Here is a 14,804-nt window from a genome sequence, read left to right as displayed (position 1 = left end):
CGAGCCTAGTTGTCATATCGTTTTGAAAGTTCGTCTCGCAGTCGAGCCGCTAGTTCGTACTGCTCGAGCTTAACGGCCTGGGCCAATTGTTCATGCAAAGACCGAGGGCGATTTTCGCAGTACTCGCTTTTGAGTTTGTCCGCGAGATCCCGCAGCTTCTCTACCATCTCGTCATCTTCAAACGCTTCGATTGCATCATGCTCGTCGTAGACAGCCTTGATCGTGTCCAGCCCAGCATCAATCTCCTTGAGTGCAAGCTCCGGGTCATCCGAATCTAGCGCGGCCAGCGCTGCGGCTTGCGTGCGATGGAAAAGCACAAAGGGTCGATACTGCTCATGCCCCATCGTCCAATCTTCATCAGGCGAGTGATCACGGCAGATATCCATTAAGGCCAGAGTATGATCCGCATCTTCAACGGCCAATTCATATCGCTGCAATCGCAGCCATGAAATGCGTCGGTGATAGAACTGCACAAATTCGCGATCAGCCTCCATACATTGTTCATCCGACATCTCAAAGCCGCTATCGTCGCGTTCCACCGACAGCAGGTAGCTGAGATAATCCGAAAAACCTTCGGGACGCATGCCATCGGGACGTCCGGTGGTCTCTAACTGCAGGACGCCTAAGTCGACGCGCATTTGAATCACGTTTCGACCGTCGCTGCCCTTGACTAACCTGACGTTAAGCAACTCGGGGTGAAAGGCCCAGTTGTTCAACAAGTCATCGATATGTTTGTGTTGGTTCATGTTGCCCAAACTCTTGAATGCTCGATTCAACATGGAGGCTCTAATTAAAAACAATGTGATTGTATTTGCCCGTAGTATACCTACTCTTTTCAGTCTCAACGAGCCTGCCCTCGGAAGAACTTTTGCGAACCTAGTTTAACTCTAGATTCGAATTCCCCAGAAGGTAGGGGAATTCTTCGCAGAATCGACTGGAAAGAACAGGGGTTTTCTTCCAGTTAAGCAATCTTTTTTGCTTGCCAACGAACGCAAAAAGGAAGTTTTCTTTGCCAGAATTCGTTGCTTCGGCACGACAGTTAATCAGCCATAGATCCGAGGCCAAGAAACTCTAGACTTTTCGCATCCAACATTAGCTCCCGCTCTGAAGAACCGTCAAGCGTCCAACGCGGATCGACCGGCGAATGTACCAAGCCCAACAGGATCTGGACGCCGTGTTTTTTTGAAACTTCTAGGACATTCGTGATTTGGTCGCTACGCTTGGTTGTCTTCCAACCATTGTCGCATTTCGTCACGCAGAGCTTGTGTTGCGGTACATAAGTCGTCGAACAGTTCCACCGCTGAGGTAAGATTCCCATCGCGGCTGCACTCTTCAATTTCAGACGCCAACCTGCCAACTTCCTTTGCATCGAAAAGTTGTGTGGCACTTTTCAGCGAATGCGCTGCCCTTGTGACCAACGCAATATCGGAACGTTCGAAACCGGTTGTCATCTGATCGATGCGCTGCTGCGATTCGACTTCTAGCGTTTGCAACAAAGCACGCAATTGCTCTGGCTTGCAACGCAAGCGACGCATCGGTGCCGTAGGATCAAAGCTTCGAATGCGACGCGGTGTATCGACAGAACTCCCAAGCGAAGGACTATCGTTCTGGGAAGACGAATATGCCGCAGTCGCCCCCCCTGCCTCGCCAACAGGCTCGGGGCGCATGAGCTCATCACTCTGAATGCGTTGCGGCTGGGCTTTAAGTAGTTGGATTGTTTGCTCCAACACTTCTTCCAAATGCGCTACCACAATTGGCTTGTCAAGATAGCCGTTCATCCCAGCCTCACTACACCGCTGGCGATCGCCTTGCATCGCCGCGGCAGTTAATGCAATGATCGGAATCGGTGTTGCTCCACTAAGTCCTCCTTGAACAGCCTCCGCTTGCCGGATCTGCTTGGTTGCTTCCAATCCGTCCATGACAGGCATTTGCACATCCATCAAGATCAAATCAAACGATTGATTATGCCATGCCTCGATCGCTTGTTGCCCATTTTCGACAACAACTGTTTCATGACCATAGCGATCTAGCAATCCGACGGCGACTGCTTGATTGACGGCACCGTCTTCGGCCAACAGCACTCGCAACGATTGCTTGGACTTCTGGTATCTCGGCGAACTAGCCGCCTGACCATGAACCGTCGGGATCTGCAATAGCTGCTGAATTGCGCTGGCTAGCTCGGTTTGCAATGCCGGTTTCGACAGGTACTGCACACGTGCTGCCGCATAGTCCAGTTGAAGACTGGTCTGCACCTGGGAAGTATAAACAAGCACTGGAGGAAGGGAAGCCTTAGCTTCGCCTTTGAGCCCTAGCAGCAGTTGGCTGGCATCCAATGACGGAGGATGATGATCGATAACCAATAAATCTAAAGCTTTGCCAGAGTCGATTCGTGCATGGTAGAGTTCCCCAAACTGCGTTTGATCGACGGCTACAATGACCTTGAAGCCCATCTTGGACAACATTTCTTTGAGTATCACGCGACTGGTTGCATTGCTTTCGACAATTAGTACTGATCTACCTTGAAAGCTTTGTTCAACCGTCAACTCAGCGTCGCCCTCGTCCACCACATCAAAGCTGGCAGTGAAGTGAAATGTCGATCCTTCGCCTACGACGCTTTCCACCCAGATTTCACCATCCATCAGGTGGACCAGTTGCGACGAGATCGACAGCCCCAAACCCGTTCCTCCGTACTTGCGAGTAGTCGAAGCATCGGCTTGTGAGAACGCTTCAAAGATCGATCGTTGTTGAGCTGGCGTGATTCCAATGCCTGTATCTCGAATCGAAAAATGTACCGTATGTCGGCTTTCGGATGGAGGCCCTCCCGCATATTCTGCGTGGATCACAACTTCCCCAGCTTCAGTGAACTTAATCGCATTGCCGACCAAGTTGATCAATACTTGTTGCAGCCTGCCACCATCGCATAGCATCCGTTCTGGAATAGCTGGATCGATACGCACATGCAATGCAAGTTGCTTTTGCGCAGCCCGCAAGGCTAGTCCTTTCACCGCAGTTTCAATGCAATCACGAAAATGGATGGGCAATAGCTCCAAATCAAGTTTGCCGGCTTCGATCTTTGAAAAATCAAGGATATCATTGAGCAGCCGCAGCAGAGATTGGGCCGATTGCTGTACCATACGCACATACTGTTGCTGCTGTAGATTCAATTGCGTATCAGCCAACAATTCCGCCATGCCAATAATACCATTCATCGGCGTGCGGATCTCGTGACTCATGTTCGCCAGAAACTCGCCTTTGGCTCGATTAGCTCGATTGGCAGCCTCCGTCGCTTCTTGCAACGCATCTTGAGCGTTCTTCAAATCGGTAATGTCCCTCGATACACCGAAGGTCCCGACGACTTGGTCATCTTCGTTGATGAGCGGCATTTTGGTCGTAGAACACCATGTGTCGGGACGATCCGGCCATGTTTCGCGTTCTACTTTTGCAACAATGGGCTCCCGCGTTTGCATGACACGGATTTCGTCAGCCCGTGCTTGGTCGGCATGCTCCTGAGTAAAGATGTCTGCGTCAGTCTTGCCGATCACATTTTGCAAGTCGCCGAAACCAAATTTGGCCGACATTGATCGACTGATACGGACAAATCGACTGTCGGCATCTTTGAAGTAAATTGAATCGGGAATGTTGTCTAGCAGAGAATGCAACAGCGCCCGCTCGTAATTCAGATCGCTCTGCGTTCGCTTTTTGTCCGTTGCATCGTAGAACAGTAACTGGACGCCGCGTACCTGCTGCTTCTCGTCCAGCCAAGGCTTCTTGAAGATTTCGACCCACGCGATGTCATGGTTATTGCCTAGATGCTTTTCATACCGATGAATGACTTGGCCGGTCTGCATCACCAACGCATCATCCCGCCTGTATTCTTCAGCAAGTTCGGCTGGAAAGAGATCGAAGTCCGTCTTGCCCAGCAGATCCTCTGGGCGAGCCTGTCGCATTTCGAAGTAAGTGCGATTCGCGTAGACTCGCCGTCCGTCTTTGTCCTTAAGCAACAAGCAAACGGGCAAATCATCTAGCAGCGATTGCAGTGACACGTCAGCATCGTAACTCATCGCACGTCCCTACTATGGTTTTATTCATCCAGTAGAAAGTCGTCCCCTTTAAACGATTAGTCGCAGCTCGCTCTCGCTTGACACCGCTTCAACAAGGTAATTTGGTTACCTGCTGGATTGAATTTGACATCATCAGTCAGCGATTGAATCAGCACCAATCCCCTGCCTCGCGAATCATCCATTCCATCGGGATGACCTTTGATGGGAACGTTTGTGATGTCAAACCCAGGCCCCTCGTCAGTGACGATGACACGAATATGCTCTTTGGTCAGCAGCACGTCGTAGCGAATCTTGCGACTCTTAAATGGTTCCTGAGTTAACCTCTCGGCTACTAAGGGGGCTACCGCCAAACCCGACTCGTCAAAGTCCTCTTCTGCTCGCCATTGATCGTAGCTCAGTTCAAGATTTCCTCGATAAAGTGCATTGTGTAAGGCTTCTTGAATCGCCGTGCTCAATCGATGTAGTTCAGTACCGCTGAGCAAGTCCATTCCGGCCGCGATTTGGATTGGCAAATCCACAGCCGGACCGATGATGCCGGGCTCTGTCGGCAACGACAAAACAAAGTGATTCTGCAAAGTGCAATCGATCAGCGTGGCATAATTGCGATCCGTACGAAGCACTCCGAGCACATCCTCTACAGTCTTGATCAACATCGACTCCAGCATCGATTTCGGAACATAGCCAGCGGCACCTTTTTGCAAAGCTTCTGCGGCAAGCATTTCGGACCCTCGCGCCGTTACCAAGACGCTGGGTATATGCGGAAAGTCGCTGCGTAATCGTTCGACCAACTGCAGACCGTTCATTTGAGGCATTTCCAAATCGGTAATCACCAACTCGCATGGCTCATGGTTAAGGCATTCGATAGCGCACACGCCATCCTCTGCACAGACGACGGCATGTCCCGCCGACTCCAGCAAGATCTTCATCTGCATGGCCTGCGTCGCGCTGTCTTCTACAAGTAATATGTTCGGCATAAGATCACCTTCGACCAACTTTCGAATCTCGGTATAAGTCTTTTTGGCTAGGAAACCACCCTATAGCATATCAAAAGCGAACGCTCGCATTTTTAAGAACATAATTTTCTTTGCCGAGCAGGTGGCGGCACTTAACATCAGGCGGGATTCTGAGGGCAGAGCCAAAGGACCTAGCTGCGGCAAGCTCACTTCTGCGCAAGGCAGGATATGTTCTATAAGAAAACTCCATGCTGGCCGTGAAATGGACACAGAACTTTGCTGTTTGGAGAATTTTTTGAACGTACGCCTAACGCCGAAAGCGTTCTAAACGTCAGTGTCTAAATCGCCAAGCTGCGATCGCAGGCGACGGAGGATGCGACTGCGGATCTGACGCACGTACGCGGGCTGGACTTCGAATTCAGCAGCAACCAAAGGCGTCGCGATCTGGTCGATGACGCTCCGCTGAAAAATCGACCACGTCCTTGATTCGACTTCGCGGCACACATGCTCCAATCCGCGGTCAACCAAACGCTTCAATTCGAGCGACGACGTCGGCTCTTCATCGGGGACTTCAACAATCTGGTACAGTTGCCCCATCGCCGTGCTGCCACCGATGGGATCGACGTGGCGATCCTCGCGACGCAAATGGTCGCGGACCTTGTTCGACGTAATGGTCCACAACCAACTACGAAATGCACCGCTGCTGCGATTGGGTTCATAAGACGCTAACGATTGAGCCACCGCAGCGAACACATCTTGAACACAATCCGCAGTTGCATGCGAGTCTAAATTGCAACGATAGCACCAATGAGCGACCAGCGGCCCGTACAGCTCAACCAGCGATTCCCACGCCTCTGCGTCTCGCTGACGAGCGCGGGAGATTAAACTAGCTCGAGTCGAAGTAGAAGCGGTCATCGGAACTCACACGTAGTTGGTCGCACATAAATAAACCAAAGAAAGTTTAGTCCATTCCAACTTCCGTGTCACGCACCTTTCGTTCTAGAAACTTAGCGGCCAAGCGGGACCAGGTGGCCGCGATCCGCTAAAATGACTTTGACAAGGAACACGACATGAATCGCCCAGATTGCTTACCGCGCGAGACGCTAAAAAAATATCTGCACGGTTGGACTGATGCAGCTCAGTCGCAAACCATCGAAGCGCATCTACAAGAGTGCGAATCCTGCGAAGATACCATCGTGCGGCTGGAACAAGAGCCCGATACATTGCTGGAGCTATGTCGTGACGAGCAGCCTAGTTCCGATGAGTACAGCGAAAAACACTCATTGCGGGAACCCACCGACGGTGCGGTGCAGTACGCGATCTCGCGGGCAAAGCGTCTGCCGCAAGATTCAAATCCGCATCACGTTTGGAAAGCACCCGTTCAAACAATCGGGCCCTACGATTTAATTTCGCCGCTGGGGCAAGGCGGTATGGGTGCCGTTTACCTCGCGCGGCATCGGCAGTTGAACAAGAACGTCGCCATCAAACTGCTACCGGCCAGGCCGTTTCAGAATCAGCATTTTCTGCTGCGGTTCCAACGTGAAATTCGAGCTGTCGGCCAGTTGAACCACCCAGCGATCGTCAGCGCGACCGATGCTGGCGAACTGGATGGTACGCACTTTCTGGTAATGGAGTACATCGACGGCCGGGATCTGAGCCGACTGCTCAAAACGCATGGACCATTATCGATTGCCGATGCTTGTGCGATCGTGCACAAAGCTGCGCTGGGCCTATCGTATGCTCATGCAGAAGGCATCGTGCATCGTGACATCAAGCCTTCCAATTTAATGCTCCGCCGCGATGGCGAAGTAAAGATTCTCGACTTCGGCCTAGCACAAGCGAATCTTTGGGATGAGATCACCGCAGATTTGACGACCGTCGGTCAGTTGATGGGGACGCTCGACTATATGGCTCCCGAACAAGCGGAACATCCGGAGTCGGTGGATTATCGAGCGGACATTTATTCGCTGGGTGCGACGTTGTTCCGATTGTTAACGGGACGCCCACCATTGGTGGCCTCCCCTGCCCTATCGCCACTAGCGAAGCTGCGATTGATAGCCGACACGGAACCACCAAGCTTAAAGACCTTGCGTCCCGATGCTCCCGAGGGACTAGCTAAGTTGACCGATTCCATGTTAGCACGACTGCCCACCGCGCGTCCTAGTAGCGCTGCCCATGTCGCGCAGCAGCTTGAACCATTGACAGCAGGCGCTGACCTTGAATCGTTGATTGTGAATGCCACGCGTGACGCCACCATTTCGGCTGAACCATTTGGCGCCCAAGCTGACTTGCTAGCCGCGGCTCCTGCCCACCGCACGTCATCGGCAAATTTTAGGCGCAGCAGGATCGGGAAGTGGATCTTCGCTGCGTGCTTGCCGCTATTGTTGGCTGGCGCAATTCTTATCACTTTGGAAACTCAGAAGGGGCAACTGATCATTGAATCGGAAGATGCCAACGTGCGAGTGAATCTATTGAGCGACGGCAAGGTTTACGACAGCTTGCAAGTCGTTCCCGGCGAGAACATCACAAAGCTGTACGCGGGCAAGTACGAAGTCCAAATCGACGGCGGCAGCGATCGCTATGTCGTGGACAAGGACGTGATCACGTTGCAGCGTGGCGATAAAGTTGTTGCCAAACTAACACAAAGGCCAGCAGAGGTCGCCAGCATGCCAGCTAGCACCGACGGCACAAAACCTGAGTTGCTTTACGAAGGAAAAACACTTGACCAGTGGATGTCGAAATTCGAACTGGAGCGTTCACCGGATGAAGTGAAGAAAGCACTGTATGCGATTAGTGCGTTGATCGCGACCGACAATCGCGAAAAAATCAAAACCTTCTTGCTACGGGTTCAACCCAGTGTGAATCTATCCTATGGCCTTGATATAAAAGCATTCGCAAGCTTGTCCAAAACCTGCGACAACATTCCGGATTATGTGGACCTGATTATCTCTCAAATACGGTCAGGCAGTGATGATTGGGCCAAGCGGATAATCGACTCTGCGATCGGCACAAACGTGGCTTTGTGGCGGCAAGAGCCATTGCAGGAACTGTTTGTCGAACTCACGTCAACTCCCGTGAGACGCCCGCAACTGGTAGAGCCAACACTACAATTGCTACTGCAAAACCTCCAACAACTGCAAGACGATGAGATTCTTCAGAAAGTCAACGAAGTTCTCTTCGCAAGTGCGAGAAATGACCTTCTTCAATTCGAGATGTTGAAAACGACTACCCTTCAACGTCGCGAAACAATCGAATTGTTTGAATTTATGGCAGCAAGAACGATCGCATCACCCGCGAGTAGCGATGAGATGCTGGCGCAAGCTGCTTCAAAACTAGCCGCAACCCAGACGCCGGCTTTTGACCGACATAACGCATTACTAAGCTGGGATGTTGACGAATTGAAGGAAAACATCGCAGAACGCTTGAACGATATCGCTTCCGACGAAGCACGTTTACAAAGCTACGTACCTATCGGACTTTCTGGGGTGGGCGCAATTTCTGGAAGTGACGCAGAAAGACTGTTCCAATTTATGCCGAAATTGGGTAAGACCCCCGAAAGGGTGGAGGTAAATACCGGGCCCAGTCTTCAGTTAATGTCTCCATCGATTGCGCTCATCAGCTTGGGTCGATATCTGGGAGGTGACAAAGAGCTCTTGAAACCGGCAAGGATGCTGGTCGAAGCGACGAGATCCGGCGAGCAATCGATAACGCTAAGTTTGAACCCGAAAGCGGAACGATCTTTCCAAACAATATTCCAATCCAGTATGGGTATGGGAGGCATTGCTGACAATTATTTTCGGAGGGACGGCAAGCCACTTCCTGATCATAAGACAATTTCCAAGCAACGTTGGCTCAGCTATTTCATCTACTGGAATGCGTTTGATCTCTTGCCAGAGGAAGAACAAATTGCCGAACGAGAGAGACGACTTCGTGCACTCTGCAAAGCGTGGGCGTCGAACTTCTTCAACGCTTGGGACACCAATAAGGACGGGCAGTTAGCTCCGCTTGAAATCGAGCAAGGATTGCAGGCTCCTGAGTTTTCGCGAAGCGTTCTGACCAAGACGAATGTCAACAAGCTCAGCCAAGTTGAGTCCATCGAGCAGGCTCTTTTCGATGAATTTTTAGACAACACGGCAAACGCCGAGACAGAATTCAAAGAAGCAAAAACTCGCCTTGCGGAAGAAGGTATTGAGACCTCAGATCGATGGCTGACATTCATTAAGGGTAAAATCCAAAGATACGATGTCAATAAAGATGGTGTATTAACGCGTGACGAATGGCCGGCAAGTGAAGGGGCCTTTGAGGACGTTGACCTGAACAATGACGACATCATTACCTTTGACGAATATTACAAGTATAAAGTCAAGCGGTAGTCTCCAACTGGCAGCAGCCCTATTGGCTAACGTCAACCTGACCAACAGTTCGCCTTGATACATCACTTTGCGGCAGATACGATGAGGAATTGTTTCGCCCGTTCCAGCCGTTTGATTAAAGGATAAAAGCTTTACGACGAATCCTAGATTGCACGGCCGCCCGTGGAATGATCGCGTGACGGGAACTATGGAAATTCAACACGGTGCAAGCGAGCACTTGGCAACACCGCAGGCAGCTTATATCCACGTCCCATTCTGCCACTCGCGTTGCCCCTACTGTAGCTTCACGGTCGTCGCAGACAGATTGGACTTGGTCGATCGTTATGTTGCAGCGGTGACTAGAGAACTATCTGCACTTGGTCGCCCCCAAACGGTCAACACTATCTTCATTGGTGGCGGCACGCCTACCCTGCTGCCTCGCGAACCGATGTTGCGATTGTTCGAGGTGATACGAGAATGGCTTCCGCTGGCTGACCGCGGAGAATGGAGTATCGAAGCGAATCCTCAAGACGTCCATCAGGATCTGTGTTTACTTTTACGCGACCAAGGAATCAATCGCATCAGTCTTGGGGGCCAATCGTTTAATACGGCCAAACTGAAAATTCTAGGCCGCGACCATTCGGGAGAGCAACTGGCCCGTTCCATCGACGTAGCGTCTCAATGGTTCCAGGAAGTCTCAGTCGACTTGATCTTCGGCGTCCCTGGTGAAGACATGGACACTTGGAAGTCGGACTTGGAACACGCCACATCGCGCGGTGTAAGCCATCTATCAACGTATGGCTTAACTTATGAGAAAGGAGCTCGCTATTGGGCTCAGCTTCAAAAAGGCCAACTGGTTGCCGTCCCTGAAGAGCTTGAGTTGGAGATGTATCTTTATGCCATCGAAACGCTCACCAGGCATGGCATGAATCATTATGAAGTTTCCAGCTTTGCCAAACCCGGCAGCGAGTGTCTGCACAACCAGACGTATTGGCTGGGTGATCCCTGGTTTGGCTTTGGGCCAGGTGCGGCGGCGTATGTGAATGGAACGCGCTCGGTCAATCATCGCAGCACTTTGAAGTACATCCAACGCATGGAAATCGGACAGTCACCGGTCGCGGAGTCGCAAGTACTGGACTGGTCAACGCGAACACGGGAACGATTCGTCTTTGGTATGCGTCGCTTGAAGGGCGTCCAGTGGAGTTCGTTTGCCAGTTCAGGTGAACCGCAAGCCATTGAAGCAATCTCGCGGCAAATCCCTAAGCATATCGAGTTGGGATTCCTAGAGTGGCATGATGGCCATATCCGCTTGACACCCCACGGGCTGCCGATCAGCGACTCACTGTGGCTGGACTACTGGTAGCTGACGCGTTTCAACTTCAACTTCAACTTCAACTACAACTACAACTACAACTACAACTACAACTACAACTACAACTACAACTACAACTACAACTACAACTACAACTACAACTACAACTACAACTACAACTACAACTACAACTACAACTACAACTACAACTACAACTACAACTACAACTACAACTACAACTACAACTACAACTTAAACCGTCGCTCTTCAATTCCAAATTCAGGGGAGCCTAACGAGCACTCCGCGATGCTTCACGCTCATTGCGAGTGCCCATCTGACGGAAGATTTCTGCGTCGATGCCAAAACTGATTGACCGTGTGGAGCCATCGCACATGACCGTATTGATTCCACCGGGATGAGGACCTCCAAACGCTTCGGTGTCGTTGTGATTAAAGTCTTGAACCGGTGTGAACACGGTACTGCGATGGTTATCAATGTCATCACCGACAAACGGCGATTGGTCGTCGCCTAGTGATGCACCCGTTGTATAGTCCCCTACATACAGCCCCTTCTCTGCGATCAATAAAGTATTCGCAGACCATGCCCAAATGGAAGTGGCCAGTATACAGAGCACTGCGACCACGGGCATGCTATAGCGAAAATGCTGGCTCAGCTTTGCTTGACTGCTGAGCAGGATGAACATCACGACGCCCGCACCCACCAGATACGCAAACAACCATCGCTCTTTGGCCGACCCTTGCAACGAGAAAAAGCCAAGCGGACACAAAGCCAGCAATAACCAAAAGCCCTCCGGAAGTTTAGTCAGTAAGCCCCAAGCGTAATACGAATACCAACCCTCTTCAGACCACTATTGTGACTGAACCGTCATTAAGATCAGAAGTATTCTCTACGGTAATGACCTTATCAGCAAACCTCGCTCCTTCATCAATGATCGCCCGTATTAATTCCGCATCATCCCTTTCAACCGCCCACGCAGGAACATGTCTTCCCGACACCCCGACTATGATCCCCAAAATTAACAAGGGGAACGACCTAGTCCAAATATGCTGCACCCTGTACATGATATCCACGCCTCAAAGTAAGTTCTTATCTCAAACTAGGGTCGGCTAAACTCATCTGCATTCAACAAAGTCGTCACCAACGATTGCTCTAGCTCATCGGGATTGAATCCATACGGTCCGCGTCCGCTTTTATACGTCACTCTTCCATCCATACCGATTACATATAGCCGAGATGGCATCCCACTATATAGATTTCCAACCGTGTCAGAAATCTCATCGACCAGCAGTGGCATCGTGTAGTTAAGCTTGGCGAAACATCGCTCTGCAGCGTTAACGCGTTGCGTGTACGTCGTGGGTTGCGATATCGCCACCCCCTGCTTGCTGTTGCTTTCCATCGACCAACCATCGGTGGGATGAGCTTCGCGAACATACACTCCAAGAAAAATCACATCATCCTGAAACTGTTGATGCAAATCTTCGATCTCAGGCAAACTACGGCGAAACGGACCACACGTAAAATTACCAAAAACAAGCACCACTGGTTTCAAAGCATATTGGCTTGAAAGCTTAATTTCGCTGGTACCGTCATGCGTCTTCAAAGCAAAATCAGGAGCATGATCTCCTACATTTGGCCCTTGATGAACCGAACCTATTTCGTTTTCGAAAAGACCTCGCAACAACTTCTCGAGCGTCGGTGCATCGCCACTCGAAAATGAAGAGGATTGTCGCAAGCGTGCATTGCGGAAATCTTTGAACGCTACACTCGGCTTCTTTCCTCGAAGTCGGTCGAAGTATTGATTCCATTCCGCTGAGTCGATTCGATTATCACCCCCTTGATCAATGGCTCGATAAAACTCTCGCAGTAATCGATTTTCCTTGACCCAAGTTGAATTATCAGACCAATCAAAGTCATCTGCTGAAATCTCGCCGTCGCCATCACGGTCAAGGATCTCAAATGACTTCGATGTCCCCAAGAATGAACTTGATTGGATCGTTTCCGTGGGCTGGATGCCATGCCTTTGCGACATCCATTGCCAACCATAGAGACTCGCGCCGGGACCGAACCAACCGTCACTAGGTCCCATCCTATCGCCATTGAGTATGGATTGCAGCATGCGAATAAATTCTGGACCGGTGCCATCAGAATACTTTGTATCTAGCGCCAGCTTCAATTGAGTTCGATGATCACTGGATTCAATCGCTTGATAGGCGGATTCTTTCCAGTACAGATACTCATCTTTGGTAACTCCTGTACTACCAAATTCTTCTGCTTGGCATACGCCTATCACAATGCTAAACGCAACGGTCAACGAACAATTTCTTAGTGACGAGATTAAGCTCATGGCATGCACCCGAAAAAGAGACGAATCCAACATCCGAAAACAAAGCACCATCACGTCGCTAGTTTTGAAACACATTGTCGACTTCCAATTGCAATTGAAAGCCATCGGAGACCTTGGTCATAAAATGGCTTCGACATATCCACCACACGCAGTCCATCGCTCTCGCTTCGCCCAAGGCCGCAACCAACTGTTGGTAGTCTTCGCAGGTGACATTACTTGGCTCGTGAGTCAACCTATGAGCAAATGCAAATGCAGCCTGCTCTTGCGAAGTGAAGGACGACCAATCGCCGGACGCCAGCCGCTTGGTCCGGTCCGCGATTTCACCTTTTTGCAAGCCGCCAACTTCCATCAACATCTCACAATGCCCCATGCAGTAAAAGCACTTTAAGCTTCTCGTTACGATCCAGAATATGCTCTCTTCGAACACGCGATCCTGATGTGCTTCCTGTTCGAATACTCTCAAGCATTTGATCCAAGCTGGACCAATGACAGGCTGATAACCAACCACCAAGCGACTCCATCGAATGCGAAGGGGACGGGTATATAAGTCGGCTGGCAACTTCGGTTCGATCTCTTCCCAGTCCGGGATGCGTATCCTTGGCTCCCGTTGGCGCTGGTTATTTAACTTGGACTGAATCTGCGTAAACGCTAGATCCTGCCAATTGATACCGCGGTTAAGTTCAGTGAGGGGCTGCGCAGAGTCAGATAGCTCCGAGCGATCTGCTGTCGGCGTGTTAGCTCCGTTGGGCGTCGAGTCCACAAAATCTACCTCAATAGGAGCCAGTGGTCCCTCCATCTCTAGAGGCAACTGCAAAGCATGAATCAATCGATCTTGGAAGTTTGCATAACCAATATGTAGAACCAATCCAACTAGCTCTTCTTCTCCAATCGCTTCGTTAAGCTTGGCAACTTGCTGATCCGTAACATCACAAGCAGCCACCGCCATCTGAGTTGCAAATTTATAGATTGTGTCCTCCAAGTCAGGCAGCGTGGAGTTCGACAAAGCAGCTAACAGAATGCTCCCGTCGCTGCGTTGCAAATCGAATTCAGCATATGCTTTTCCATACTCTGACTGATTCACGGTGGCAACTGCCAGCCGAGCCAAACTTCGCCAGCGCAGGGAAGCGGCAGGAACAGACCGCATTTTGTAATCCAATTCCAACATAGCCGCAGTGGTATGCGGATTGTTGCTCGCCATTGCCCTGGCCCAAACCGGAAGTTCCGACGGCAATGGGTCGCGCAGTAAGGGCAGTCGCTGTAATGCTTCTGCGGTAGAGGGAAGCGCAACACATGGTTCAGATTGCCCAAATGACATCGTTATACTTCCGTTGCTGAGATGAAAGGCAACGACGATCAATAACGTGGAGGCAATACGTATTAAGTCAAATCTCAAGTAGGACATGGCTTCTCCCATCCTTCACGTGTTATCGAGAATTGATGACGGGGCAAATTCAGAATCGTCGACGCATCACAATTATACCCGATGGATTTCACCCCGTGGCTAAGATGCGAAAGGCGTGCGTTCCCTGCGGCATTGATGTCTATACATCTTTGCGTTTGATTCGCAGAGGAAACGGGGTTAGCGTCGTTTAACCGCGTGCCCAACGGGCCGCGATACCTACTTCAACCACTACAAACGCGGGGCGATGCCCACGCGGTTATACGAACCCCTGTTGATTGCGCGCAAAAAAAGGCCGCAATGTCTTGAGACACTGCGGCCATTCAATTGATTACATCGTTTAAAAAGACTCGCTTTACAGC

General features: G+C 50.7%; 9 protein-coding genes. 2 read left to right on the top strand and 7 right to left on the bottom strand.

Annotated elements, in window-relative coordinates:
* Window positions 1-5: 5 nt before the first annotated feature.
* The 4 genes from SH302x_RS00725 to SH302x_RS00710 all read right to left on the bottom strand — a co-directional run bounded on the left by SH302x_RS00725 (window position 6) and on the right by SH302x_RS00710 (window position 5,929).
* Complete coding sequence (locus SH302x_RS00725) at window positions 6-746, bottom strand: UvrB/UvrC motif-containing protein (protein ID WP_479366602.1); 741 nt, start codon at window positions 744-746, stop codon at window positions 6-8.
* Window positions 747-1,214: 468 nt separating this feature from the next.
* Window positions 1,215-4,061, bottom strand: coding sequence for a hybrid sensor histidine kinase/response regulator (locus SH302x_RS00720; RefSeq protein ID WP_479366601.1), 2,847 nt, complete (start codon window positions 4,059-4,061; stop codon window positions 1,215-1,217).
* Between the two features lie 56 nt (window positions 4,062-4,117).
* Window positions 4,118-5,035 carry a response regulator gene (locus SH302x_RS00715; RefSeq protein ID WP_479366600.1) on the bottom strand — a complete coding sequence of 306 codons (918 nt, stop codon included), beginning with the start codon at window positions 5,033-5,035 and terminating at the stop codon, window positions 4,118-4,120.
* A gap of 303 nt (window positions 5,036-5,338) precedes the next feature.
* Window positions 5,339-5,929, bottom strand: coding sequence for an RNA polymerase sigma factor (locus tag SH302x_RS00710; RefSeq protein ID WP_479366598.1), 591 nt, complete (start codon window positions 5,927-5,929; stop codon window positions 5,339-5,341).
* Between the two features lie 155 nt (window positions 5,930-6,084).
* Between SH302x_RS00710 and SH302x_RS00705 the strand changes: the two genes are divergently transcribed.
* Both SH302x_RS00705 and hemW read left to right on the top strand, forming a co-directional pair.
* Entirely contained in the window at window positions 6,085-9,387 is a 3,303-nt protein-coding gene (locus SH302x_RS00705) for a serine/threonine protein kinase (RefSeq protein WP_479366597.1), read from the top strand.
* Window positions 9,388-9,574: 187 nt separating this feature from the next.
* The gene (gene hemW / locus SH302x_RS00700) at window positions 9,575-10,729 is read left to right on the top strand and encodes a radical SAM family heme chaperone HemW (protein WP_479366596.1); all 1,155 of its coding nucleotides are present in this window, start codon (window positions 9,575-9,577) and stop codon (window positions 10,727-10,729) included.
* A 238-nt stretch (window positions 10,730-10,967) separates the two neighbouring features.
* On the opposite strand, the gene SH302x_RS00695 is transcribed toward hemW, so the two are convergent.
* The 3 genes from SH302x_RS00695 to SH302x_RS00685 form a co-directional block, all read right to left on the bottom strand.
* Entirely contained in the window at window positions 10,968-11,414 is a 447-nt protein-coding gene (locus tag SH302x_RS00695) for a DUF1559 family PulG-like putative transporter (protein ID WP_479366595.1), read from the bottom strand.
* Window positions 11,415-11,795: 381 nt separating this feature from the next.
* Window positions 11,796-13,043, bottom strand: a complete 1,248-nt coding sequence (locus tag SH302x_RS00690) for a deiodinase family protein (RefSeq protein WP_479366594.1) — start codon at window positions 13,041-13,043, stop codon at window positions 11,796-11,798.
* Window positions 13,044-13,101: 58 nt separating this feature from the next.
* Window positions 13,102-14,445: a carboxymuconolactone decarboxylase family protein gene (locus tag SH302x_RS00685; RefSeq protein ID WP_479366593.1), complete on the bottom strand. Its 1,344-nt coding sequence runs from the start codon at window positions 14,443-14,445 to the stop codon at window positions 13,102-13,104.
* Between the last annotated feature and the right edge of the window lie 359 nt (window positions 14,446-14,804).

The organism is Njordella calcicola (assembly GCF_056494125.1).
This window is presented reverse-complemented; position numbering and strand designations above follow the sequence as displayed.